The organism is Roseivivax sp. THAF30 (genome assembly GCF_009363575.1).
GTDB classification, from domain to species: Bacteria; Pseudomonadota; Alphaproteobacteria; order Rhodobacterales; family Rhodobacteraceae; genus Roseivivax; species Roseivivax halotolerans.
On sequence record NZ_CP045389.1, the window covers coordinates 913,208 to 936,426 of the forward strand.

Sequence of the window (23,219 nt, forward strand, 5' to 3'; positions counted from 1 at the left end):
ATGGAACTGATCGTTGCAAGCGCCGTGGGCGTCCTGACCGCGGCGGGGCTCTACCTTGTCACCCGGTTGCGGACCTTCCCGGTCATCATCGGTGTCGCGCTTCTCACCTATGCGGTGAACGTCTTTCTCTTCGCGAGCGGTCGGCTGACCGTCGGCGCGGCTCCGATCCTGCGCGACGGGATGGAAAACTACGCCGACCCGCTGCCCCAGGCGCTCGTCCTGACGGCGATCGTCATCTCCTTCGGCATGACCGCTGTGGTCGTCGTGATCGCGCTCGGCGCATACCTCGCCGGTGACGATGACCGAGTGAACGATGCCGCCGATCATCTCGACACGACCCGCGTCGGCGGAAAGGAGGCCGGGCAATGAGCCACTGGATCATCGCCCCCGTCCTGTTGCCGGGCCTGCTTGCGGCGTTCATCGTGCTCGTCGCGCGTTTCCATCGCGATATCCAGCGCACCGTCTCTCTTGGCGGGGCGGTCGCATTGCTGGTCATTTCGCTGGCACTTTTCGTCAATGCCTCGGACGGCACGCTGACGCTTTACCAGCTTGGCGACTGGGCCGCGCCGTTCGGTATCGTTCTGGTCGCCGACCGGCTTTCGACGACGATGCTGTTGCTGACGAGCGTTCTGTCGCTCTCGGTTCTGATGTATGCGATCGGCACCAATTGGGACGAGAGGGGCCGGCATTTCCATGCGCTGTTCCAGTTCCAGCTCATGGGGATCAACGGCGCGTTCCTGACCGGCGACGTCTTCAACCTCTTCGTCTTCTTCGAAGTGCTGCTCATCGCCTCCTATGGCCTGATGATCCATGGCGGGGGCGCGAAGCGGATGAAGGCGGGCACGCAATACGTGCTCTACAACCTTCTGGGCTCGACGCTTTTCCTTTTCGCGCTCGGCACGATCTACGCTGAGACGGGCACGCTCAACATGGCCGATCTCGCTCAACGGGTGGCGGCGATCTCGCCCGATGAAAGCTCTGGCATCCGGGTCGCGGCCGTCCTCCTGATCATCGTCTTCGGCATCAAGGCGGCGATCGCGCCGGTGCATTTCTGGCTGCCGTCCTCCTATTCGGAGGCGCCCGGTCCCGTTGCCGCGCTCTTTGCGATCATGACCAAGGTCGGTGCCTACGCGATCCTCCGCATCTATACGCTGGTCTTCCCCGCCGATGCGCCGCTCTTCGAGGGACTGCACGGGGCGTGGCTGATGCCGCTTGGTCTTGTCGGGCTCGTGATCGGCATGATCGGGGTGCTCGGCGCATGGAAGCTCGACCGGCTGATCGCCTTCTCCGTGATCGGGTCGATGGGCATGGTGACGATCGCCATCTCGATCTTCACCGAAGCGGGGATCACCGCGGGCCTCTATTACATCGTGCATTCGACACTGGCGACGGCGGCACTCTTCATGATCGCCGACTTCGTGCTGACCCACAGAGGCGGTGCAGGACTGCGCCTTTACGCCTCCACACCGATCCGCGGCAATGCGATGCTGGCCGGTCTCTTCTTTGCCGCTGCCATCGCTATGACTGGTCTGCCGCCGCTTTCGGGCTTCATCGGCAAGCTGCTGATCCTCGACGCGGCTTATTCGACCGACCTCGTGGTCTGGGCCTGGGCGGCCATCCTCGGCTCCTCGCTTGTCGCGGTTGTCGGCTTTGCGCGGGCGGGCACCATCGTCTTCTGGAAGTCACGCCAGATCGCCGGAGAGATGCAGGACGATCCGCGCAGTGAGCAGGACAATGTCGACAGCAAGCCCGACTATCCGAGCGCGCCGCTGAAGGCACTGCCGCTCGTCGCGATTGGCGGATTGGTCGCGCTGATCGGCGTCCATACCGCTCTTGCAGGGCCGGCCACAGCGTTCTTCCGCGCCACGGCGCAGCAATTGCAGTCGCCGGAGCCCTACATCTCCATCGTGCTCGACACGGAGGGCAAGGAGATCAAGGAAGGCGGCAACGCGCTCGGCTACAAGAAGGACGACCACAGCGGCGAGGAGGGCGCGCTTGCAGGCGAGGACGCAGCCGACGCGCCCGCCGTTGAAGAGGGAGGCAACTGAGCATGGCAGAGTCGCAGGCACAGGACCGCCCCAAGCTGATGCGCCGGATCTTTCCGCACCCGCTCCTGACGGTGCTTCTCATCGTCGTCTGGTGCGTCATCACCAATTCCGTCGCGCCGGGCACGATCGTCCTCGGAGTGATCCTTGGCATCCTGATCCCGTTCTTCACCTATCCCTACTGGCCGCATGTCCCGCGGGGGTTCCGGCCGTTCAAGATGGTGAGCTACCTCTTCCTCGTGATCTGGGACATCCTTGTCGCGAATGTCAGCGTCGCCTGGATCGTGCTGACCAAGCGCAATTCCGACATGCGCTCGACCTGGGTGGTGATCCCGCTGGATCTCAGAACCCCCGAGGCGATCACGCTGCTTGCGGGCACCATCACGCTGACGCCCGGCACGGTGTCCGCGGATCTGTCCGACGAGGGCCACTGTCTTCTGGTTCATGCGCTCGACGCGGACGACCCGAACGCTGTCAGAGACGAGATCAAGACCCGCTACGAGGCCCGGCTGAAGGAGATCTTCGAATATGAATCCTGAGAGTTTCTTCGAATGGTGCCTTCTCATCGCAATCGCCTCCGTCGCGGTGAGCCAGGTCCTTGCCATGGTGCGGCTGGTCAAGGGTCCCAATACCGGTGACCGGATCCTCGCGCTCGACACGATGGTCATAAACGCAATTGGCCTGATCATGCTTTTGGGCGTTGCCGAAGGATCAGAGGTCTATTTCGAAGGCGCGCTGATCTTCGCGATGCTGGGTTTCGTCTCGACCGTCGCCTATGCGCGCTTCAAGCTGAGAGGGGACATCATCGAATGATAGCGATCCTCGAAATCGTCTCCGCCATCGCGCTCCTTGTCGGTGCGCTCTTCACACTGGTCGGCTCTTACGGCCTTCTGAAGCTCGACGACCCGATGAAGCGGCTGCACGCCCCGACAAAGGCCGGCACGCTTGGGATCGGGGCGCTGATCATGGCCTCGATCCTGCATTCCTTCACGACCGGTATCGATTCCGTGCACGAAATCCTGGTTATGGCGTTCCTGTTCGTCACGGCCCCGATCTCGGCGCATTTCGTCTCAAAGGTCCATCTCCATCGCGGCACCTGCGAGACGCCGCCTCCGCCACCCGAAGACAAGGTCTGGGCAACGCGAGGTCAGGCAGACGACGGCCCGCTCGCGCCGGACCAGGCCCAAAGCTGAGTTTGGGAGCCGGCCTGTGGCCGAAGGGAAACGCCTGGTCGTTTTGCGCGTCTTGCGGGTTTGCGTAAACGCAAGCGCTCGCTAAAGCTTGCAAAAAACAAGACAAGAACGAGCGAGCAGGTTTGATGCCCTTCAAGATCATGGACCGGCGCATGCCGGCATGTGCCGCCTTGTGCGCGCTGGCCCTTTCCGTTTTCGCCGCGAGCGCCAGCTCCGCACAGGAGCGCCTCCGGGTGGGTTACGGACGGCTCGTCATCAATGACTCCGCCGGCGAGCTGAAGGATCGTTGGCGGTCAGGCTCCATCGCGTCGAGCCGCGTCTGGGGCTATGGCTGGGACGGTCAGGCGCCCGCGCGGCCGGGTGAGCTTCTCGAGCTGCGACTGCACGGTCAGGTCATCGCGCCGTCGAGCCTGAAAGACTTCAATCCCGACGACCGGCTCTATGCCGGTGCGCTTTCCGCAGGTCTTCATACGCATTTCCAGCGCGGGCTTGCCGAGGTGTCTTTGGGAGGCGACCTCGTCGTGACCGGACCGCAGACCCGTCTGGACGAGCTTCAGACCGCGCTGCACGACCTGCTCAACATTCCCCGGCCGAGCGAGGATATCCTCGATGAGCAGATCGAAAACGGCTTTCACCCGACCCTTGTGGCCGAGGTGGGCAGCACGTTCGAGCTTGGCACCGTGGGCCGCGTGCGGCCCTTTACCGAACTCCGCTGGGGCGCCGAAACACTGGCGCGCGTCGGGTTCGACATGTCCTTCGGTGCCTTCGGCAAGGACGAGCTGATGGTGCGGGAGTCGGTGAGCGGCCAGCAATACCAGGTGATCAGCAAGGATCCGGTCGGCACGAGCTTCTTTCTGGGCGCGGATGTCGCGCAGGTCAATTCAAGCGTCTACATGCCCGAGGATCGCGGGCCCGAGCTTGAGCAGAACCGGCACCGTCTGCGCGCTGGTGTGAACTGGCAGGGCAAGTCCTGGGGCGCGCAATACGGCGTGACCTATCTCAGCGAAGAATTCGAGGGACAACCGGAAGGACAGTTCCTCGGCGGCGTTCGCATCAAGTACAATTTCTGATTGAATGGGCCCGAGGGCGGCGCCACAGCGCTGTTGCTATTACGCAACCTCGGGCTTGAAAGATGCGAAGCCGGGCAGCGCTTCGGGAAGTTTCTCTTTGGGAAACAAAGTCTTTCCGCATACCCTTAAAGCAATAAAAAAAGACTGAGGCAGATTTGAGAATGGGAACGGGCTATCGAGGCACGTTCGTCATCTCTTGGTCGCAAACTGGTGTGGATGGGTTGGATGCGGCGCCGGTCGCGTCTCTCACTGTCGGATCGCAATGGATCTGGCGGGGTGAAACGGTGCGTGTGGACGGGCCGAATTCCGTACTTGAACTCGACCGGGCAGAGGATGACGTTCTGCTGCGCAGACGCGCGGCACGTATGGTGCGCCGCCTTGTCGGTGCGGCGCTCGACACATCGCGCGAGCTTTCGGACATCGAGGTCGATCACCCGCTGACGGACCAGAGCTTTGTCGTGACGGATGGCTTCTCGAGCTACACTGTCACGCTGATCGAGGTCGGCCGCGACGCGCCGCCGCTCTTGATGTTCCTCGACGAGGTGCCGCCGGCGTATAAAGATCTATGGGTGGTTCACCATAACATCGACATGACGGCGCTCGATCCGCAGTCGCATCTCGGCTCGGGTGTTATCTGCTTCACCAAGGGCACGCGCATCGCCGCGGAGAACGGGTCGGTGCGGGTCGAGGATCTGCGCGAGGGCGACCGCGTCCAGACCAAGGATAATGGGCTGCAGGAGATCTGCTGGATCGGCAGCCGCCGCATGACCGGCGCGCGCCTCTTCGCGCTTCCGAAGCTGCGTCCTGTGCTGATCCGCGCGGGCGCGCTCGGCGTGGAGCGTCCCGACGACGCGCTTCTCGTCTCGCCGCAGCACCGGCTTCTCATCAAGGGGGCGAAGGCGCTGTCTCTGTTCAATTCCGACGAGGTTCTCGTCGCGGCATCCGATCTGATCGACGGGCAGAGCATCGTCGCGGACACGATGGCGAAAGAGGTGACCTATATTCACCTGCTCCTGCCGCAGCACGAGATCCTGTTCGCAAATGGCGTCGAATCCGAGAGCTTTCATCCGGGAGAGACGCAGCTCGACACGCTCGATCCGGGCGACAGGGCGCGGCTATCGCAGCTCATCCCGAGCGTGGAGCGCGCTCCGCAGAGCTATTCAGCCCCTGCGCGCCGTATGCTGACGCCGTCGGAGGCGGCGATCCTGACCCATCGCGCGGCCTGACCCAACAGGACACCGGCTCGCACGTGTCGCGTTATTCGCGGATCTCGCGCGGGCCGACGCCCCAGAGTGCCGTCTTGGGTGCCCAGCCGCGATAGCCGCCGGCTTCAACCTCGCACCAGGCAGGCTCGCAGCTGCCGAGACGGGCGATCACGCCGAGGCCCAGTTCGGCATTGATCGGTGCGTCCTTCCGGGGGCGGGAGCGGATCATCAGCTTGTCCTGCTCGACGAGGACCGTCCGCACGCCCGACAGAAGTGCGTAATGCACCCAGCCGCCGGCGCCGTCGCGGTCGCGCACGCGCCGCCAATGTCCGAACTCCGCGGTGATCTCGAGAGGCATGTCGCGACGCACGTAGACCCAATCGATCCTGTGGCTGAGGGAGGGGCCGCGCCGCACATTGCCTTCGTCCGTCTTCAGCGAGACGTAGCGGGGAAGCGGCAGATTGGTCACGGGGCCGCGCTCTTCGGCCGCCAAGACTGCGATCGGCCCGACCGTCAGGACGGCGGCCAGAAAAAGACCCTTCAACGCTTTGATCATTCTCAGTGCTCGAGTTTTTCGGGCGGGGTTCTTGTGCCTCGTCCGGTCTTGCGACACTCTGCCTTGAAATGGCTGATCGGAAAAGGTCGGGGAGGTCGGGCATGCCCTCAAAACGTCTGAGTGTTGTCGTCACGCGACGCCTGCCGGATGTCGTGGAAACACGTCTGTCCGAGCTGTTCGATGTCCGCCTGCGCGATGACGACACGCCGATGACCAAAACGGAGCTGGCCGAGGCCATGCGCGACGCGGATGTCCTCGTGCCGACGGTCACCGACCGGCTCGATGCGGGGCTGATCGGTCAGGCCGGTGAGCGGCTCAAGCTCATCGCGAATTACGGCGCGGGCGTCGATCACATCGACGTGGATACGGCCCGGTCGCGCGGCATCCTCGTGTCGAACACGCCAGGCGTTGTGACCGAGGACACCGCTGACATGACCCTGGCGCTGATGCTCGCAGCGACGCGGCGCATCCCCGAAGGCCTTGCCACGATGCAGTCGGACGGCTGGCAGGGCTGGGCCCCGACCGCGTTTCTGGGCGGACGTCTCGGCGGACGCAGGCTTGGTATTCTCGGGATGGGGCGGATCGGGCAGGCGGTTGCGAAACGGGCGCGCGCCTTCGGTATGCAGATCCACTATCACAACCGCCGCCGGCTGCGCCCGGAGATGGAAGAGGCGCTCGAGGCGACCTACTGGGACAGCCTCGACCAGATGGTTGCGCGGATGGACATTCTATCGATCAATTGCCCGCACACGCCTTCGACCTTTCACCTGATGAACGCCCGCCGCTTGAAGCTGATGAAGCCGGACGCGGTGGTGGTGAACACCTCGCGCGGCGAGGTGATCGACGAGAACGCGCTGGTGCGGATGCTGCGTGGCGGGGAACTGGCAGGAGCGGGGCTCGACGTCTACGAACACGGCAACGATGTGAACCCCGAACTGCGTAACCTGCCCAATGTCGTTCTCTTGCCGCATATGGGCTCTGCCACCCGCGAGGGGCGCGTCGAGATGGGCGAGAAAGTCATCATCAATGTGAAGACATTCGCGGACGGGCATCGCCCGCCCGACCAGGTCGTGCCCTCTATGCTCTGAGGCGGCGCGTGGTCTTCATTTCGTACATGCGGGCATCCGCTGTCTCGAGAAGGTCCGAATAGCGCGCCCCGTCGACCGGGGCCGATGCGGCACCCATTGAAAACGTGATCGAGATTTCCCGAGGACCGACGAGCCCGGACGTCTCAGGACGTGGTATCGGCGCTTCGACGATATTGCGAAGCCTGTCCATCAGGCGCGCCGCTTCGCGCGCGCCGCTTCCTGCGAACCAGATACCGAACTCGTCGCCGCCGAGCCTGCCGACAAGGTCATCGGTTCTGCCGAAGGAGCGAAGACGCGCGCCCAGCGTGGCGAGGATGATATCGCCCGTCCGGTGTCCGTAGGTATCGTTGATCGACTTGAAGTCGTCGCAATCGAGAAACACGAAAGTGCCTGCGCGTTTGCGGGGGGCATGCAGGTAAGTGCGGCACCGGCGCGCGAATTCCTCCGAATTGAGCAGGCCGGTCAGCCGGTCGGTCGCGGCGAGATATGACAGGCGTCGCGCCTGTGCCTGAAGATGCTCGCGCTCCGCCTCGATCACTGCCAGCTCTCGCGAGGCCTGCGCCCGCGATTCCGACGCGGCGAGAAGGCGTGCGCTCATGCTCTGCTCCGTGTCCTGTTTGAGGATGATGAGGCCCGCGGGCAGACCCGGAACGTCGTGCATCCGCCATCCGATCGCCTCGAGCCGCCCCGCGGGCGTGCGGATTTGCAGGGCGCAGGCAATGGAGGCCGAGGAGATCCGCCGTAGATCGGCGACGAATGTCGGGTCTTCGGACAGGCGCGATCTGTGCTGTCCGGCCTGCCCGGTCACGAGGAAGGCGCGGCGACCCAGGCGATTGGTGTAAACGAGCGAGCCGCACAAGGTGAAGACGGCGATGGCCCGCGGCGCATGCGCGAAGACGGCCTCGAGCGATAAAAGCGCCGCGGCGCGCTCAACCGAAGAATTCGTGTCCGTCATCGGACGTCTCGCGGCGAAGGGAAACCACGACGCGGCAACGGCCATGGCCCGTCGCGATCGCCTCGTCGATATGGACGCGGGCATAGCCGGTCGCATCCGATACGATCCGGCCGAACACGCTGGTCGTCATCATGCAAAGGGAGGGATGCCCGACGACCCGGTCCGCGAAGGGGCAGGCGGTGTTGATCAGCACCAGTTCGGTCGGGCTGATCGCCTCTATTCGGAAACGGCCCCCGATCCGCGCCTTGAGGTCGATGAGGATCGCGCCGATCGCTTCGATCTCTTGGGGGAGGGCGCCGTCGCTATCGACGTAACGAGCGCCGATTGCGTCGCCCATATCCCCGCCGACGCGGGCGATGAAGGTCGACGCGTCCTCTATCCCGAGATAATTCTCGAGCGTTCCCGCCAGGTTGACGAGCGTATCGCAGAAGAAGTCCTCGCGCTTCAGATCGCAGGCTGCGCCCGTGGCAACGGATTGGTCGAGACTGTGGGACATCGATGGGCACCCTTCCTGAAGAAAGGGTGCCGCGCAAATCTAAACAAAAGGTTAACGGGTGTCCGGGTTTGATGAGCCGGAGCGCGCTTTCCCAGCGGCCCCGGCCCAACCCCGAGGCTCAGCTCACATCTTTGTAGCTGATCTCTCGCTGATCCGCGCCCGGTCCGGCCTTGTCGCGCCGCACGAGAAGGCGGTTCAGGGCGTTGATATAGGCCTTGGCCGAGGCGACGACGGTGTCGGTATCGGCCGATTGGCCGGTCGCGATCATACCGTCCTCCTCGAGACGCACGCTCACCGTGGCCTGTGCGTCGGTGCCCTCGGTCACGGCGTGGACCTGGTAGAGCTGCAGACGCGCGGCGTTGGGGTGCAGCTCGCGCACGGCCTTGAAGGTCGCGTCCACGGGGCCGTCACCCTCGCAGGTGGCCGAGACCTCCTTGCCGTCGATCTCCATCTCGAGCTCTGCGCGCGCGGGCCCGCCGGTGCCGCAGGTCACGCTCATGTTCACGAGCTGCAGCCGGTCCGCATGACCGTCGGTGGTGGTGGCGGTGACGAGGGCGAGGATGTCCTCGTCGTAGACTTCCTTCTTGCGGTCGGCGAGATCCTTGAACCGCACGAAGAGATCCTTGAGCTGGTTGTCCCCGACCTCGACGCCCAGATCCTTCAGCTTCGCGCGGAGCGCCGCGCGCCCCGAATGCTTGCCCATGACGAGATTGGTGGCGGCGAGGCCGACATCCTCGGGGCGCATGATCTCGAAGGTCTCAGCGTTCTTCAGCATCCCGTCCTGGTGGATGCCGCTCTCATGCGCGAAGGCGTTCTTGCCGACGATGGCCTTGTTGAACTGCACCGGGAAGCCCGAGACGGTCGCGACGCGGCGCGAGATCTGCATGATCTTCCGCGTGTCGACGCCGGTATCGTAGGGCATGATGTCCCCGCGCGTCCGGAGCGCCATCACCACTTCCTCGAGCGCGGTATTGCCCGCACGCTCGCCGAGCCCGTTGATCGTGCACTCTATCTGCCGCGCGCCGCCTTCGACCGCGGCCAGCGCGTTCGCCGTCGCCATGCCGAGATCGTTGTGGCAGTGCGTCGCGAAGACCACCTCGTCCGCGCCCGGCACCTCGGCGATCAGGCGGCGGATGAGATCGGCGCTCTCGCGCGGGGCGGTGTAGCCCACCGTGTCGGGGATGTTGATCGTCGTGGCCCCGGCGCTGATGGCGATCTCGACGACGCGCTTGAGGTAATCCCACTCCGTGCGGGTCGCGTCCATCGGCGACCATTGCACGTTGTCGGTGAGGTTGCGCGCATGGGTGACGGTCTCGTGGATGCGGTCGGCCATCTCGTCCATCGTCAGGTTCGGGATGGCGCGGTGCAGGGGCGAGGTGCCGATGAAGGTGTGGATGCGCGGGCGCTCGGCGTGCTTCACCGCCTCCCAGCAGCGGTCGATATCGGGCAATTGCGCGCGCGCCAGCCCGCAGATCACTGATTGCTTGGAGCGCTTGGCGATCTCGCTCACCGCCCGGAAATCGCCCTCGGAGGCGATCGGGAACCCCGCCTCGATGATGTCGACGCCCATATCGTCGAGCATCTCCGCGATCTCGAGCTTCTCGTCATGGGTCATGGTCGCGCCGGGGCTCTGCTCGCCGTCGCGCAGGGTCGTGTCGAAGATCAACACGCGGTCTTTGTCTGTGGTGGTCATGGCATGTCTCGTGGGTTCGTGTCTGCTTAAGGCTTGGTCGGCGCGGATCCCTGTCTCCCCTGAGCGGTCGCGCCGGTCAAGGCACGCTCAGAGGCGGGTAAGCAGAAGAAGGAGGCCAAGCGCAGGTAGCGCGCCGAGGGGCGCGGTCGCTGCGGAGATATGGCCGGTCATGCTCATGGGGCGGAAGGTAACGGTCTGCGAGGCGGAAGGGAAGGGGGGAATTTTGGGGGGGCGCCGGAGGCGGAGGTTCAGACAGGCTGGAGCGGATGGCGGGGAAGAGCCCTTCCACGACATTCCGGTAGCGAGCCGCGTGCCGTGGCTTGGGGAAAGTCGTCTTTCCACTGGACGCTGGGCGCCGCTACGATTGCATGGATGTCGCAGGTATGAGGAGTTTTGTAGCGTTGGATGAAAGATCACTAACCGCCGCGCGTGATCGGCTTCTTGAAACTGCCGTGCAGTCCTTTTCCGCCGATCCGGCTATCACCGGGATATTCCTGGGCGGCTCGCTACCCGCCGGTAGTGCCGATGCGTGGTCGGATATTGATCTGAGGGTCGTGGTCACGCCCGGTCGGCACCGCCACTATGTCGAGCGGCGCAAGGAGATTCCGAAGCAGTGGCCGGGCTTTCTGTTCAATGAATGGCTGCCCGGCACGCAGCATTGCGTTTCCCACTTCCATCCGTTCGGGAAGATCGACATTTTTTACTTTGATGCCGAGGCACTTGCGCCGTCCCCCTGGCTTCGCCTGCCAATCCGGATATTGCATGACCCCGAGGGGATCGTTGCGGACCTCGTTGAGCGTTCGCAGGGAATGCCGTTCACGGTATCCGACAACGATCTGGATATTTCGATCAGCAAGGGCTTGGCGGCGGCGCATGAAACCTATCGGCGCACGCGACGCGGCGAACTGTTCTATGCGCTGTCGTTGTTGGATGAGCTGCGCCAGCATATCATGCAGGCCGACGACTGGCTGCATGATCGGACCCCGGAAACGGCCGTGGTGGCAAAGTTCGACAAGCGGGGGAGTGACGCCGTTCTGGAGGTTCTCAAGGCGTCCTATGGCCCATGCGAGGCCGATGCCGTCATGGCGGCGCTGCGCTTGCTGGCGGAAACCTATCGCGCGCAGCTCATGGAGCTACATGCCAGCTTCGACCTTGCGCGTCCGCTCGCCTCTGACCTTGAGGCGATAGATATTCTTCTACCGTAGTTTTCCGAATTCTTGGATAAGACGGTAATGGCGGCTTCGTCCGCATCAGCGACCTTGGCTCAGCGTTCAGCGAACGCCCGTGAAGAACCCACATCCCCCTTGCCACAAACCCCATCCCCCGCTACCACCCCTCCCATGACGCCGACGCAGCACCCCCGACGAGGCCGCTGAGCCTCTTCCCGCCGCGCCCTTCCGGGCACGCGGCGCGCCTGCGTCCGTCATAACCCCCGCAAAATCTTGACTTGGCCCCGTGTCCTTGGCACCCCTAGGCCTTCCATTTCGAGGATACGAACATGATCCCGTCCGTCCTTCCGACCTATAACCGTGCGCCGCTCACCTTCGTGAAGGGTGAGGGGGCCTGGCTGATCGAGGCGGATGGGCGACGCTTCCTGGATCTCGGCGCGGGGATCGCGGTGAACGCGCTCGGCCACGCGCATCCGGCCCTCATTGAGGCGCTCTCGGAGCAGGCGCATGCGCTCTGGCACACGTCGAACCTCTATCGCATCCCGCAGCAGGAGGCGCTGGCCGATGCTCTGGTGGAGGCGACATTCGCCGATACCGTCTTCTTCACCAATTCCGGCACGGAGAGCTGCGAGCTCGCGGTGAAGATGGCGCGGAAATACTGGTATGAAGAAGGCCAGGCGGACCGCACGGAGATCGTGGCCTTCACCGGCAGCTTCCACGGCCGTTCCTCGGCGGGCATCGCCGCGGCGGGGTCGGAGAAGATGACCAAGGGGTTCGGCCCGCTTCTGCCCGGCTTCACCCATCTCGAGTTTGGAGACCACGACGCGCTGAAGGCGGCTGTCACCGACAAGACCGCCGCTGTCCTCATCGAGCCCGTGCAGGGCGAGGGCGGCATCCGCCCCGTGCCCGATCATTGCCTCAAGGGCCTGCGCGAGCTTTGCGACGAAACCGGCGCGCTTCTGATCTTCGACGAGGTGCAATGCGGGATGGGCCGGACGGGCCGTCTTTTCGCCCATGAATGGGCCGGGATCGCGCCAGACATCATGATGGTCGCCAAGGGCATCGGCGGGGGCTTCCCGCTGGGCGCGGTGCTGGCGAGCGAAAAGGCTGCCTCGGGGATGACCGCGGGCACGCATGGCTCGACCTATGGGGGCAACCCGTTGGGCTGCGCCGTGGGCCTCAAGGTCATGGAGGTGATGACCGCGCCGGGCTTTCTCGACGGCGTCAGCCGCCGCGCGGCCCATCTCCGCCAGAGGCTCGAAGGGCTCGTGGCCGAGCATCCCGAGGTCTTCACCGAGGTGCGCGGATCGGGCCTGATGCTGGGCCTCGTCTGCAAGGCAACCAATACCGACGTGATGAAGGCCGGGTATGAGGCCGAGATCCTGACCGTTCCCGCAGGCGACAACGTGCTGCGCCTTCTGCCGCCGCTCACGATCACCGAAGAGGAGATCGGCGAGGCCGTCTCCCGTCTCGGCCGCGCCGCGAGCGCCGTCGCTGCCTGATCCCATATTCTTCGCCGGGCCGCCCCGGCGCATCCGAAAGACCAGAAAGATGAAGCATTTCCTCGACATCCATAAGACCGATCCCGGTGATCTGCGCGCCATCCTCGACGCCGCGCAGCGCATCAAGTCGGCGCGCAACGGCGCAGGCAAGGCCGTGCCCGATGCCGAACAGCCGCTCGCCGGCCACATGGTCGCCCTCATCTTCGAGAAACCCTCGACCCGCACCCGCGTGTCCTTCGACGTGGGCGTGCGCCAGATGGGGGGCGAGACAATGGTGCTGTCGGGCTCCGACCTGCAGCTCGGCCACGGTGAGACCATCGCCGATACCGCGCGCGTGCTGTCGCGCTTCGTCGACCTCATCATGATCCGCACTTTCGACGAGAGCGTGCTGACCGAGATGGCCGAGTTCGCCTCCGTGCCGGTCATCAACGGGCTCACCGACCGCACGCATCCCTGCCAGATCATGGCCGACGTGATGACCTACGAGGAGCATCGCGGCCCGATCGCGGGCAAGAAGGTCGTCTGGTCGGGCGACGGCAACAACGTGTGTTCCTCCTGGCTGCATGCCGCCGCGCAATTCGGCTTCGACTTCACCTTCACGGGGCCAGTGCAGCTCGATCCCGAGATGGAATTCGTGGGGCTCGCCCGGAATGCGGGCGCCAATGTCAGTATCGAGCGCGATCCGCAGAAGGCGGTCGAGGGCGCGGATCTCGTCATCACCGACACCTGGGTGTCGATGCACGACGCCCAGAGCGCGCGCGAGCGGCGGCACAACATGCTCCGTCCCTACCAGGTCAATCGCGACCTCATGGCCCGCGCCAAGGAAGACGCGCTCTTCATGCATTGCCTGCCCGCGCACCGCGAGGAAGAGGTGACGTCCGAGGTCATGGACGGGCCGCATTCGGTGATCTGGGACGAGGCCGAGAACCGGCTGCACGCGCAGAAGGCCATCATGCGGTGGTGCGTGGGCGCGTGAGCGTCCCGCAGCACTGCCTCCGACCGGCATGAGCCTGCCCATCGAAGACGCGCTGCCGGCGCTTCTTAAGGCAATCGGGCAGCAGGGCCGCGCGGTCCTGCAGGCCCCGCCGGGTGCGGGCAAGACGACGCGGGTGCCGCTGGCGCTTCTTGAGGCGGGTCTGGTCGACGGCACAATCCTGATGCTGGAGCCCCGCCGGCTCGCCGCGCGCGCTGCCGCCGAACGCATGGCCGAGACGCTGGGCGAGAGGGTGGGCGAGACGGTCGGCTACCGTATCCGGGGCGAGGCTAAGGTGTCGAAGGCGACCCGCATCGAAGTCGTCACGGAAGGAATCCTGACCCGTCGCCTGCAATCGGATCCAGAGCTTGCCGGCGTGGGCGCGGTGCTATTCGACGAATTTCACGAACGCTCGCTCAATACCGATCTTGGCCTCGCGCTCTGTCTCGAGATCGCGGGCGCATTGCGCGAGGATCTGATCCTTCTGCCCATGTCGGCGACGCTCGATGCCGGACCCGTGGCAGATCTACTGAACGCTCCTGTCATTTCCTCGGAAGGACGCAGCTTCCCGGTCGATATCCGCTGGCGCGATGCGCCGCTCGCCAAGGGTGCGCGGCTTGAGAATGCGGTCGCGGAGACCGTCACGGAGGCTCTCGGGGTCGAGGAGGGCGGCATCCTCGTCTTCCTGCCGGGTGAGCGCGAGATCCGCGCCGTCGCGGCGCAGCTTGGCAAACGTGTCGGCGCGGATGTGCAGATCCGTCCGCTGTTCGGCGCGATGCCCTTCGCCGAACAGCGCGCGGCGATCCGGCCCGAACCCTCGGGCCGCAAGGTGGTGCTGGCCACGTCCATCGCGGAAACCTCGCTGACCATCGAAGATATCCGTATCGTCGTCGATGCCGGGCTCGCGCGGCGGGCGCGCTTCGATCCGGGCTCGGGCATGTCGCGTCTGGTGACAGAGCCGGCCTCGAAAGCCGAGGCGAAGCAGCGCGCGGGCCGGGCGGGGCGCGTCGCGCCCGGCGTTGCTTACCGTCTCTGGACCAAGGGAGAAGAAGGCGGCATGCCCGCCTTCGCGCCGCCGGAAATCGAGGTCGCGGATCTTGCCGGACTTGCGCTCGAGCTCGCGGTCTGGGGCGCGGGGCCGGAGGATCTGCCGTTCCTGACGCGGCCGCCGCAGGGGCCCTATTCCGAAGCGCGGTCGCTGCTGACGGAGCTTGGCGCGCTCGATGCGGGCGGCCGGGTCACGGCTCATGGACGTGACATGGCCCGAATGCCACTGCACCCGCGTCTCGCACACATGCTTGCGCGAGCGGGAGACGGGGCTGCGGCCCTTGCCGCGCTGCTGTCCGATCGCGATCCTCTGCGCGGCGCGCCCGCGGAACTGACGCTTCGGCTCGAGGCGCTGCGCGATCCCAAGGGCTTCGCCGCGGGGCGGCCTTTCGAGGTGAGCCGAGGCGGGCTCGAACGGATCAGGGCCGAGGCCAAGCGGCTGGCAAGGCTTGGTGGCGAGGATGCCGGGCTCTCGACTGCCGAGATGGCCGCGCTTGCCTATCCCGACCGGATCGGGCTGCGCCGCAAGGGTGATGCGCCGCGATACCAGCTTTCGGGCGGATCGGGCGGCGCGTTGCGCGAGGACGACCCCTTGGGATCGGCGCGCCTCATCGTGGCGACCGATCTTGACGGCGATCGGCGCGAGGCGCGTATCCGGCAGGCGATCCAGATCACCGAAGGCGAGCTGCGCGCGGTCTTCGCCGATCGCATCAGCTGGATGCGCCTCTGCGAATGGTCCCGTCGCGACGCCCGCGTTCTCGCGCGCGAGCAGGAGCGGCTCGGTCAGATCGCCCTCGATGACCGGATCTGGCTGGACGCGCCGCCAGACGCGCTGGCGGAGGCGATGCTGGACGGGGTGCGGGACATGGGGCTCGGGGTCCAGGCGAAATCGCAGCGCTTCCTCGCGCGGGTCGAGATCGGCCGCGAGGCGGGCCTTGATCTACCCGCATCGGACGAGGAGACCTTGATGGCGACGCTGGAGGACTGGCTCTTGCCGTTTCTCGGCGGCGTTCTGAGCCGGCAGGACTGGAAGCGCTTCGACCTTCTGCCCGCACTGGAGGCGCGGCTCGATTTCGCGGCACGGCAAGCGCTTGATCGCGCGGTTCCCGGCAGTTTCACAACGCCGCTCGGCAGGTCGATCCCGATCGATTATTCCGGCGACGTGCCGGAGATTTCTCTGCGGCTGCAGGAGATGTTCGGTCAGCGCGTGCACCCGAAGGTCGGGGAGAAACCGCTCAAGGTCACGCTTTTGTCCCCGGCCGGGCGGGCGGTGCAGACCACGATGGATCTGCCGGGCTTCTGGGAAAGTTCATACGCCGATGTGCGAAAGGACATGCGCGGGCGGTATCCCAAGCATCCCTGGCCGGAAGATCCGCGCGAGGCCGATCCCACGCTTCGGGCCAAACCGCGGCGCTGAGACAGAGGTGCGAGGGGCCAGCCCCTCGCGCTCCCCGCGCGTATTTTTACCAATCCAAAGAGGGGGCGCCGTCGCTTTGTCCCCGGCGGGGCGTTGCCGCGGGGCAGCGCGCGCCATAGGTATCTTCGCAAAGGAGATCCCCCAATGAACAATCCGCTTCTCGAGCCCTGGTCCACCCCGTTCGGCATCCCGCCTTTCGCCGAGATATCCGACGAGGATTACGCGCCCGCGCTTGAGACCGCGCTGATCGAACATGATGCCGAGATCGCGGCAATCGCAGAGAACCCCGCCGCGCCGGCTTTCGAGAACACGATCGTCGCGCTGGAAGGCGCGGGCGCCGCGCTCGACAAGGTCTTGTCGGCCTTCTTTGCGGTGGCCGGGGCGGACACCAACCCCAAACGCCAGGAATTGCAGCGGGATTTCTCGCCGAAGCTCTCGGCGCATTTCTCGGGCATCTACGCCAATGCGGCGTTGTTCGCGCGGATCGAGGCGCTGTGGCAGACCCGTGAAGAGCACGACCTCGGTCCCGAAGAGCAGCGTCTGCTGAAACTCACCCGCCGCGGGTTCGTGCGCGCCGGGGCAGCGCTCAAGGGCAGTGACGCGGACCGGATGCGCGAGATCAAGTCGAGGCTCTCCGTGCTCGGCACAGCGTTCACGCAGAACCTTCTGGCGGACGAGGCGGGCTGGCAGATGGAGCTGTCCGAGGATGACCTCACCGGGCTGCCGGACTTCGTGAAGGCCCCCGCCCGCGCGGCGGGGGAAGAGCGCGGTGCGGACGGGCCGGTGATCACGCTGTCGCGCTCGCTCATCGTGCCATTCCTGCAATTCTCGGCCCGCCGCGATCTGCGCGAGCGCGCCTGGCGGGCCTGGACGTCCCGCGGCGCGAACGGGGGCGAAACCGACAATCGCGAGATCGCCCGCGAGGTCCTGGCGCTGCGCGAAGAGCGGGCGAAGCTTCTCGGCTATGACAGCTTCGCGGCCTACAAGCTCGAGACCGAGATGGCCGGCACGCCCGCCGCGGTGCGCGATCTTCTGACAGCGGTCTGGGAGCCGGCAAAGGCGCAGGCGCTCGCCGACCAGGACGCGCTTGCCGCGCTCATGCAGGACGAGGGCGTGAACGGCCCGCTGCAGCCCTGGGACTGGCGCTATTACGCGGAGAAACGCCGGAAAGCGGAGCATGATCTCGATGAAACCGCGCTGAAACCCTACCTGCAGCTCGAACGGATGATCGAGGCGGCATTCGACTGCGCGAACCGGCTGTTCGGGCTCGAATTCAAACCGCTCGATGTCGATCTTTACCACCCCGATTGCCGCGCCTGGGAGGTGACGCGACACGGCCAGCACCTCGCGGTGTTCGTGGGCGACTATTTCGCGCGCGCTTCCAAGCGATCGGGCGCGTGGTGCTCGGCGATGCGGATGCAGGCCAAGCGCCCGGAGGTGAAGACGCCGATCGTCGTCAATGTCTGCAACTTCGCCAAGCCCTCGAAAGGCGCGCCGGCGCTTTTGTCCTACGATGACGCGCGCACTCTCTTTCACGAGTTCGGCCACGCGCTGCACCAGATCCTGTCGGATGTGGAGTTCGGCTCGATGGCCGGGACCAGCGTGGCGCGCGATTTCGTGGAATTGCCCTCGCAGCTCTATGAGCACTGGCTCGAAGTCCCCGAGGTGCTGAAGAGCTATGCCACCCATGTCGAGACCGGCGAGCCGATGCCGCAGGAGATGCTGGACAAGGTGTTGAAGGCTGCGAATTTCGATCAGGGCTTCCAGACCGTGGAATACGTGGCTTCCGCGATGGTGGACCTCGAGTTCCACGACGGCCCGCCGCCCGCCGATCCAATGGCGCGCCAGGCGGAGATCCTGCAGGGAATGGGCATGCCCGAGGCCATCGCGATGCGTCACGCCACGCCGCATTTCGCGCATGTCTTCGCGGGCGACGGCTATTCCTCGGGCTATTACAGCTACATGTGGTCCGAAGTCATGGATGCCGATGCCTTCGCCGCCTTCGAGGAGGCAGGCGGGGCGTTCCATGCCGCGATGGCCGAGAAGCTGGAGCGCTTCATCCTGTCCAAGGGCGGATCGGCCGAGGCCGAAGATCTCTATGTCAGTTTCCGTGGCAAGATGCCGGGTGTCGACGCGCTTCTGAAAGGCCGCGGGCTCGCGGCCTGAGGCTCAGAACGGCTGGCGTTCGAGGGTGAAGCCTTGCGCTTCGAGCAGCGCAAGAAGCCCATCCTCGCCCGGCAGATGCGCCGCGCCTGCCGCGACCATGATCGAGGTGCCAGGCGTGGCGGCGCCAAGGATCACCGGCATCCAGGCGCGGTTGCGATCGCGAAGCAGCGCACCTTCCATCTCCGTGATGGCGGAGCGGACCTCGCTCGGGTCCGCATCCGAAGCTTCGGCGGTCAGCACTCCTGACAGCACCCAGCTCTCGGCGGTCCGTTCTTCGAAATAGGCCTCGCGGAGCGTGGCGAAGATGTCTTCGGCAACGTTCGGGGGAAGAATGCCCGCCGTGATCGTCTCGGCCTGCTCCTCGAGAGGGATGGCCTCGAATGCCTCAAAGACGGTGATGGGGTCTTCGAGCGCGGCGGTGGGCGTGCCGGTCTCGCGCGCGACATCCTGAAGCCGCGCGTCAAGACCCGTCGCCCCGCCTAGGGTCACGTCCATGCAAGGCGGTATGGCCAGGATCATCGAGACGTACCAGGGCTTGAACTTGGCGGCCATGAAGGGAGGCATGCCCCGGGCACTGACCGCCTCCGCGATGCGCTGCCAATCGTCTTCCGGCAAAAGGTCGGGCAGGCTGGTGCCGTCGAGAACGAAAAAGGACGGATCGGAGGCGAGCCTCTCGACTATCGCGGCTTCCTCCTCCGCGGTGAGTTCGAGCAACAGAAGGTCAGAGGCCGCGACCAGCGGACGCAATCGCTCCGTCACGGCGTCGAAGCGGCCATCATCCACATGCATCGTGCCGACGAGACGGATTTCCTGTGCGCCGCGCGTGGCGAGCCAGTGGTTGCCGGTGGGATTCGGCATGTCCCGGATGCGTGTCGCGATCTCCGCGCGGGCCGCGTCCGAGAGGGTCGGCCGCAGGTCCGTTCCGGCGCAGTCGGCATGGGCCAGCGTGCTGCCGATGAGCCAGAAGAGGACGGAGAAAAAGACGCGCATCGGCAGAAGCTCCACAAGTGTTCTATCAACGCTAGGAGAGGGGCTTGCCAGCGGCAAGATCCGCGAGGAGTCTGAGCCGCGATGTCACGGGAAAGCGATCTCTACGCGCCGATCAAGGCCTATCTCGAGGCACAGGGCTACGCCGTCAAAGGCGAGGTCGGAGCGGCGGATGTGGTGGCGTGCCGCGCGGGCGAGCCGCCGGTGATCGTGGAGCTGAAGCGATCCGTCACGCTCGGCCTGGTGCATCAGGGCATTGCGCGGCTGTCGCTCACCGATCACGTCTATCTTGCCGTGGCGCTTCCCTCGGGCGTGCGGGCGAAGCGGACGCTGAAGGACAATGTCGCGCTCTGCCGCAGGCTCGGGCTCGGGTTTCTGACGGTGCGGGCGCGGGACGGCAAGGTCGAGGTCCATGCCGATCCGGGGCCCTACGCGCCGCGAAAGAACCGCAAGGCGGAAGCTCGGCTCCTGCGCGAATTCGAGCGCCTGCGCGGCGATCCGAACGATGGCGGCGCAACGCGGCACGGGCTTGTCACCGGCTATCGGCAGGATGCCCTCGCATGTGCGGCCTATCTGGCGGCGAGCGGCGCGGAGAAGGGCGCGATCGTCGCAAAGGCTACGGGCGTGCCAGAGGCCACGCGGATCATGCGCGACAACCATTACGGCTGGTTCGAGAAGGTGGAGACGGGGGTCTATACGCTGACCGCGGCGGGGAATGCGGGTCTGGCGCATTGGGCCGGAAGTTGGGAAGATCCGCGCTGAGATGGACATGTATCGGGCCTTGTGTATATATTTACGTATATACGCCCGGAGGCCGCAATGATCGAAACCAAAATTCGCAAGGTCGGCAATTCGGCGGCCATGACCCTCACGACCGAAATGCTCGCCATTCTCGACGCCAAGGAAGGCGACACTCTTTACGTGGTGCGCGGCGATGACGGGACGCTGCGGATCATGGCGCATGATCCCTCGGTCGCGGAGGCGCTTGCAGCAGCCGAAACGGTGATGGACGAGAACCGCGATCTTCTGGCCGCACTGGCGTGACCGCGCCTGTCTGGGTGCCGCTTGCGGCTGTGAAGACTATCCATGACCGGCAAATCTCTCGGCATGGCGGCGCGCCCGGTCTGCGTGACGCGGGCCTTCTTGAGGGGGCTCTGGGCAGGCCGTTCAATATCCATGCATATGGCAATTCGGACCTTTTCGACCTTTCGGCGGGATGTGCCTTCGGAATTGCCAAGGCGCACGCCTTCGTCGATGGCAACAAGCGCACGGCTTTCGTAACCTCGGTCGCCTTTCTCCGGCTCAACGGATATGCGTTTCGGCCTGATCCGGTGGAGGGCGTGCGCGCCATGGAAGATCTTGCGTCGGGCGCGCTTTCCGAGGCGGATTTCGCGGCTTGGCTGAAAGCGGGCGCGATGCCCATCTCCGAGACGGCAGAGAGCCGATAAAAATCTCTCCAGAGCTTGCTTGACACCCTGTCGCACCCTCCCTATCTCGGCGGCGTTGGCACTCGACTCTGGTGAGTGCTAATGCGTCTGCCTGAGGGGGGACGCCAACAGGAACGAACTTTGAGCCAAGGAGACTCGAAGATGGCATTCAAACCGCTCCATGACCGTGTCCTGGTCCGTCGTGTCGAAAGTGACGACAAGACCAAGGGCGGCCTCATCATCCCGGAAACCGCCAAGGAAAAGCCGGCTGAAGGCATCGTGATCGCGTGTGGCGAAGGCGCACGCAAGGACAACGGCGAGCTGATCGCTCCGGCCGTGAAAGAGGGTGACAAGATCCTCTTCGGCAAGTGGTCCGGCACGGAAGTGTCGATCGACGGCGAAGAGCTGCTCATCATGAAAGAAAGCGACATTCTCGGCATCATCGCCGATGCAGCCGAAGCGAAAGCCGCCTGAAGGGCGATTTCCTCCGGAAAAGTTTTCTTTCTGACCCCGAACAAGGAGTGACAAAATATGTCTGCTAAGGACGTGAAGTTCGATACCGACGCCCGCAATCGTATGCTCAAGGGCGTCAACGTACTGGCCGATGCGGTCAAGGTGACGCTCGGCCCCAAGGGCCGCAACGTGGTCCTCGACAAGTCGTTCGGCGCACCGCGCATCACCAAGGACGGCGTCTCCGTCGCCAAGGAAATCGAGCTTGAGGACAAGTTCGAGAACATGGGCGCGCAGATGGTGAAGGAAGTTGCTTCCCGCACCAACGACGAGGCCGGAGACGGCACCACCACCGCGACCGTGCTCGCGCAGTCCATCGTCAAGGAAGGCGTCAAGGCCGTTTCCGCGGGCATGAACCCGATGGATCTCAAGCGCGGCATCGACCTCGCTTGCACCAAGGTCGTCGAGCACATCAAGAATGCCAGCCGCAAGGTCGAGAATTCCGACGAAGTGGCACAGGTCGGCACCATCTCCGCAAACGGCGAAGAGTCGATCGGCACCATGATCGCCGACGCCATGCAGAAGGTCGGCAACGAGGGTGTCATCACCGTCGAAGAGAACAAGGGCATGGAGACCGACGTCGAAGTCGTCGAAGGCATGCAGTTCGACCGTGGCTATCTCTCCCCCTACTTCGTGACCAACTCCGAGAAGATGGTCGCGGAACTCGAGGATTGCATGATCCTTCTCCACGAGAAGAAGCTCTCCTCTCTGCAGCCGCTGGTCCCGCTCCTCGAGCAGGTCATCCAGTCGCAGAAGCCGCTCCTCATCATCGCTGAAGACGTCGAAGGCGAGGCTCTGGCCACGCTCGTCGTCAACAAGCTGCGCGGCGGCCTCAAGATCGCAGCCGTCAAGGCACCGGGCTTCGGCGACCGCCGCAAGGCCATGCTGCAGGACATCGCGATCCTCACCGGCGGCCAGGTGATCTCGGAAGATCTCGGCATGAAGCTCGAGAACGTCACGATGGACATGCTCGGCCAGGCCAAGAAGGTCGACATCTCCAAGGACGAGACCACCATCGTCGATGGCGCGGGCGACAGCGCCGAGATCGAGGCGCGCGTCGGCCAGATCCGCACCCAGATCGAAGAGACGACCTCCGACTACGACCGCGAGAAGCTGCAGGAACGTGTGGCCAAGCTCGCAGGCGGCGTCGCGGTGATCCGCGTTGGCGGCATGACCGAGGTCGAAGTGAAAGAGCGTAAGGACCGCGTCGACGACGCGCTGAACGCAACCCGCGCGGCTGTCCAGGAAGGCATCGTGGTCGGCGGCGGCGTTGCGCTCGTCCAGGGCGCGAAGGCTCTCGAAGGTCTCACGGGCGCGAACAGCGACCAGAATGCCGGTATCGCCATCGTGCGCCGCGCTCTGGAAAGCCCGCTGCGCCAGATCGCCGAGAACGCAGGCGTCGACGGCTCCGTCGTTGCAGGCAAGATCCGCGAAAGCGACGATCTGAAGTTCGGCTACAATGCTCAGACCGACGAATATGGCGACATGTTCAAGTTTGGCGTCATCGACCCCGCGAAGGTCGTGCGTACCGCGCTTGAGGATGCAGCCTCCGTCGCGGGCCTCCTGATCACCACCGAAGCCATGGTCGCCGACCGTCCGCAGAAGGACAATGGCGGCGGTGCCGGTGGCGGCATGCCCGACATGGGCGGCATGGGCGGCATGATGTAATCAGCCGGTCATCGACCGAGACACCGAAAGGGCCCGCAGCGCGCGGGCCCTT

23 protein-coding genes are annotated in these 23,219 nt (G+C 65.0%); 18 read left to right on the forward strand and 5 right to left on the reverse strand.

The window, feature by feature from the left end; translation table 11 throughout:
- The 7 genes from FIU91_RS04320 (at position 1) to FIU91_RS04350 (ending at position 5,534) form a co-directional block, all read left to right on the forward strand.
- A complete protein-coding gene (locus tag FIU91_RS04320; protein WP_093014102.1) occupies positions 1 to 369 on the forward strand; it encodes a Na+/H+ antiporter subunit C in 369 nt (122 codons plus the stop codon).
- Complete coding sequence (locus FIU91_RS04325; protein WP_152461585.1) at positions 366 to 2,048, forward strand: monovalent cation/H+ antiporter subunit D; 1,683 nt, start codon at positions 366 to 368, stop codon at positions 2,046 to 2,048. Before FIU91_RS04320 ends, FIU91_RS04325 begins: the two co-directional genes overlap by 4 nt.
- Before the next feature lie 2 nt (positions 2,049 to 2,050).
- Positions 2,051 to 2,584, forward strand: coding sequence for a Na+/H+ antiporter subunit E (locus tag FIU91_RS04330; RefSeq protein ID WP_172974936.1), 534 nt, complete (start codon positions 2,051 to 2,053; stop codon positions 2,582 to 2,584).
- Positions 2,574 to 2,858, forward strand: coding sequence for a K+/H+ antiporter subunit F (locus FIU91_RS04335; protein WP_152461586.1), 285 nt, complete (start codon positions 2,574 to 2,576; stop codon positions 2,856 to 2,858). The genes FIU91_RS04330 and FIU91_RS04335 overlap by 11 nt, the downstream gene beginning before the upstream one ends.
- Positions 2,855 to 3,238 carry a Na+/H+ antiporter subunit G gene (locus FIU91_RS04340; protein ID WP_093014093.1) on the forward strand — a complete coding sequence of 128 codons (384 nt, stop codon included), beginning with the start codon at positions 2,855 to 2,857 and terminating at the stop codon, positions 3,236 to 3,238. Before FIU91_RS04335 ends, FIU91_RS04340 begins: the two co-directional genes overlap by 4 nt.
- A gap of 125 nt (positions 3,239 to 3,363) precedes the next feature.
- Positions 3,364 to 4,308, forward strand: a complete 945-nt coding sequence (locus FIU91_RS04345) for a lipid A-modifier LpxR family protein (protein WP_254702044.1) — start codon at positions 3,364 to 3,366, stop codon at positions 4,306 to 4,308.
- Between the two features lie 161 nt (positions 4,309 to 4,469).
- Entirely contained in the window at positions 4,470 to 5,534 is a 1,065-nt protein-coding gene (locus tag FIU91_RS04350; RefSeq protein WP_152461587.1) for a Hint domain-containing protein, read from the forward strand.
- 31 nt (positions 5,535 to 5,565) lie between these two features.
- On the opposite strand, the gene FIU91_RS04355 is transcribed toward FIU91_RS04350, so the two are convergent.
- Positions 5,566 to 6,069 (reverse strand): SH3 domain-containing protein, encoded by a 504-nt coding sequence (locus FIU91_RS04355; protein WP_152461588.1) that lies wholly within the window; start codon positions 6,067 to 6,069, stop codon positions 5,566 to 5,568.
- Positions 6,070 to 6,170: 101 nt separating this feature from the next.
- Here FIU91_RS04355 and FIU91_RS04360 point away from each other — a divergent pair, with 101 nt between their 5' ends.
- Positions 6,171 to 7,157 (forward strand): D-glycerate dehydrogenase, encoded by a 987-nt coding sequence (locus tag FIU91_RS04360; protein WP_152461589.1) that lies wholly within the window; start codon positions 6,171 to 6,173, stop codon positions 7,155 to 7,157.
- On the opposite strand, the gene FIU91_RS04365 is transcribed toward FIU91_RS04360, so the two are convergent.
- From FIU91_RS04365 to FIU91_RS04370, 3 genes are all read right to left on the reverse strand, one after another.
- Positions 7,147 to 8,112: a GGDEF domain-containing protein gene (locus FIU91_RS04365; protein WP_172974937.1), complete on the reverse strand. Its 966-nt coding sequence runs from the start codon at positions 8,110 to 8,112 to the stop codon at positions 7,147 to 7,149. The two genes, FIU91_RS04360 and FIU91_RS04365, sit on opposite strands and share 11 nt — an antisense overlap.
- Positions 8,087 to 8,608, reverse strand: coding sequence for a methanogen output domain 1-containing protein (locus tag FIU91_RS19340; protein ID WP_172974938.1), 522 nt, complete (start codon positions 8,606 to 8,608; stop codon positions 8,087 to 8,089). The genes FIU91_RS04365 and FIU91_RS19340 overlap by 26 nt, the downstream gene beginning before the upstream one ends.
- Positions 8,609 to 8,726: 118 nt before the next feature.
- Positions 8,727 to 10,301, reverse strand: coding sequence for a 2-isopropylmalate synthase (locus FIU91_RS04370; protein WP_093014073.1), 1,575 nt, complete (start codon positions 10,299 to 10,301; stop codon positions 8,727 to 8,729).
- Between the two features lie 401 nt (positions 10,302 to 10,702).
- On the opposite strand from FIU91_RS04370, the gene FIU91_RS04375 reads away from it, so the two are divergent.
- The 5 genes from FIU91_RS04375 to FIU91_RS04395 all read left to right on the forward strand — a co-directional run bounded on the left by FIU91_RS04375 (position 10,703) and on the right by FIU91_RS04395 (position 18,575).
- The gene (locus FIU91_RS04375) at positions 10,703 to 11,506 is read left to right on the forward strand and encodes a hypothetical protein (RefSeq protein ID WP_216651624.1); all 804 of its coding nucleotides are present in this window, start codon (positions 10,703 to 10,705) and stop codon (positions 11,504 to 11,506) included.
- Between the two features lie 293 nt (positions 11,507 to 11,799).
- Positions 11,800 to 12,972, forward strand: coding sequence for an aspartate aminotransferase family protein (locus FIU91_RS04380; protein ID WP_152461592.1), 1,173 nt, complete (start codon positions 11,800 to 11,802; stop codon positions 12,970 to 12,972).
- A gap of 49 nt (positions 12,973 to 13,021) precedes the next feature.
- Positions 13,022 to 13,948, forward strand: coding sequence for an ornithine carbamoyltransferase (argF, locus tag FIU91_RS04385; protein ID WP_152461593.1), 927 nt, complete (start codon positions 13,022 to 13,024; stop codon positions 13,946 to 13,948).
- A gap of 28 nt (positions 13,949 to 13,976) precedes the next feature.
- Positions 13,977 to 16,409 carry an ATP-dependent helicase HrpB gene (hrpB, locus tag FIU91_RS04390; RefSeq protein ID WP_152461594.1) on the forward strand — a complete coding sequence of 811 codons (2,433 nt, stop codon included), beginning with the start codon at positions 13,977 to 13,979 and terminating at the stop codon, positions 16,407 to 16,409.
- 144 nt (positions 16,410 to 16,553) lie between these two features.
- On the forward strand, positions 16,554 to 18,575 hold the full coding sequence (locus FIU91_RS04395; RefSeq protein WP_152461595.1) for a M3 family metallopeptidase: 2,022 nt from the start codon (positions 16,554 to 16,556) through the stop codon (positions 18,573 to 18,575).
- Positions 18,576 to 18,578: 3 nt separating this feature from the next.
- Here the strand turns inward: FIU91_RS04395 and FIU91_RS04400 are convergent, their stop codons facing one another.
- Positions 18,579 to 19,565 (reverse strand): TraB/GumN family protein, encoded by a 987-nt coding sequence (locus tag FIU91_RS04400; RefSeq protein ID WP_152461596.1) that lies wholly within the window; start codon positions 19,563 to 19,565, stop codon positions 18,579 to 18,581.
- Positions 19,566 to 19,646: 81 nt separating this feature from the next.
- Here FIU91_RS04400 and FIU91_RS04405 point away from each other — a divergent pair, with 81 nt between their 5' ends.
- The 5 genes from FIU91_RS04405 to groL all read left to right on the forward strand — a co-directional run bounded on the left by FIU91_RS04405 (position 19,647) and on the right by groL (position 23,167).
- A complete protein-coding gene (locus tag FIU91_RS04405; RefSeq protein WP_152461597.1) occupies positions 19,647 to 20,324 on the forward strand; it encodes a DUF2161 domain-containing phosphodiesterase in 678 nt (225 codons plus the stop codon).
- Positions 20,325 to 20,381: 57 nt separating this feature from the next.
- On the forward strand, positions 20,382 to 20,606 hold the full coding sequence (locus FIU91_RS04410; RefSeq protein WP_093010492.1) for an AbrB/MazE/SpoVT family DNA-binding domain-containing protein: 225 nt from the start codon (positions 20,382 to 20,384) through the stop codon (positions 20,604 to 20,606).
- Complete coding sequence (locus FIU91_RS04415; RefSeq protein ID WP_152461598.1) at positions 20,603 to 21,010, forward strand: type II toxin-antitoxin system death-on-curing family toxin; 408 nt, start codon at positions 20,603 to 20,605, stop codon at positions 21,008 to 21,010. The genes FIU91_RS04410 and FIU91_RS04415 overlap by 4 nt, the downstream gene beginning before the upstream one ends.
- A gap of 141 nt (positions 21,011 to 21,151) precedes the next feature.
- Entirely contained in the window at positions 21,152 to 21,463 is a 312-nt protein-coding gene (locus tag FIU91_RS04420) for a co-chaperone GroES (protein WP_093010488.1), read from the forward strand.
- Between the two features lie 57 nt (positions 21,464 to 21,520).
- On the forward strand, positions 21,521 to 23,167 hold the full coding sequence (groL, locus tag FIU91_RS04425) for a chaperonin GroEL (RefSeq protein ID WP_093010486.1): 1,647 nt from the start codon (positions 21,521 to 21,523) through the stop codon (positions 23,165 to 23,167).
- The last annotated feature ends 52 nt before the right edge of the window (positions 23,168 to 23,219 follow it).

Coding starts and splice junctions, on each gene's coding strand:
- groL (WP_093010486.1), top strand. CDS start 21,521: ATGTCTGCTAAGGACGTGAAGTTCGATACCGACGCCCGCAATCGTATG.
- FIU91_RS04325 (WP_152461585.1), top strand. CDS start 366: ATGAGCCACTGGATCATCGCCCCCGTCCTGTTGCCGGGCCTGCTTGCG.
- FIU91_RS04380 (WP_152461592.1), top strand. CDS start 11,800: ATGATCCCGTCCGTCCTTCCGACCTATAACCGTGCGCCGCTCACCTTC.
- FIU91_RS04370 (WP_093014073.1), bottom strand. CDS start 10,301: ATGACCACCACAGACAAAGACCGCGTGTTGATCTTCGACACGACCCTG.
- FIU91_RS04365 (WP_172974937.1), bottom strand. CDS start 8,112: ATGACGGACACGAATTCTTCGGTTGAGCGCGCCGCGGCGCTTTTATCG.
- FIU91_RS04410 (WP_093010492.1), top strand. CDS start 20,382: ATGATCGAAACCAAAATTCGCAAGGTCGGCAATTCGGCGGCCATGACC.
- FIU91_RS04350 (WP_152461587.1), top strand. CDS start 4,470: ATGGGAACGGGCTATCGAGGCACGTTCGTCATCTCTTGGTCGCAAACT.
- FIU91_RS04345 (WP_254702044.1), top strand. CDS start 3,364: ATGCCCTTCAAGATCATGGACCGGCGCATGCCGGCATGTGCCGCCTTG.
- FIU91_RS04405 (WP_152461597.1), top strand. CDS start 19,647: ATGTCACGGGAAAGCGATCTCTACGCGCCGATCAAGGCCTATCTCGAG.
- FIU91_RS04320 (WP_093014102.1), top strand. CDS start 1: ATGGAACTGATCGTTGCAAGCGCCGTGGGCGTCCTGACCGCGGCGGGG.
- FIU91_RS04420 (WP_093010488.1), top strand. CDS start 21,152: ATGGCATTCAAACCGCTCCATGACCGTGTCCTGGTCCGTCGTGTCGAA.
- FIU91_RS04335 (WP_152461586.1), top strand. CDS start 2,574: ATGAATCCTGAGAGTTTCTTCGAATGGTGCCTTCTCATCGCAATCGCC.
- FIU91_RS19340 (WP_172974938.1), bottom strand. CDS start 8,608: ATGTCCCACAGTCTCGACCAATCCGTTGCCACGGGCGCAGCCTGCGAT.
- FIU91_RS04355 (WP_152461588.1), bottom strand. CDS start 6,069: ATGATCAAAGCGTTGAAGGGTCTTTTTCTGGCCGCCGTCCTGACGGTC.
- FIU91_RS04330 (WP_172974936.1), top strand. CDS start 2,051: ATGGCAGAGTCGCAGGCACAGGACCGCCCCAAGCTGATGCGCCGGATC.
- FIU91_RS04395 (WP_152461595.1), top strand. CDS start 16,554: ATGAACAATCCGCTTCTCGAGCCCTGGTCCACCCCGTTCGGCATCCCG.
- FIU91_RS04400 (WP_152461596.1), bottom strand. CDS start 19,565: ATGCGCGTCTTTTTCTCCGTCCTCTTCTGGCTCATCGGCAGCACGCTG.
- FIU91_RS04340 (WP_093014093.1), top strand. CDS start 2,855: ATGATAGCGATCCTCGAAATCGTCTCCGCCATCGCGCTCCTTGTCGGT.
- FIU91_RS04360 (WP_152461589.1), top strand. CDS start 6,171: ATGCCCTCAAAACGTCTGAGTGTTGTCGTCACGCGACGCCTGCCGGAT.
- hrpB (WP_152461594.1), top strand. CDS start 13,977: ATGAGCCTGCCCATCGAAGACGCGCTGCCGGCGCTTCTTAAGGCAATC.
- argF (WP_152461593.1), top strand. CDS start 13,022: ATGAAGCATTTCCTCGACATCCATAAGACCGATCCCGGTGATCTGCGC.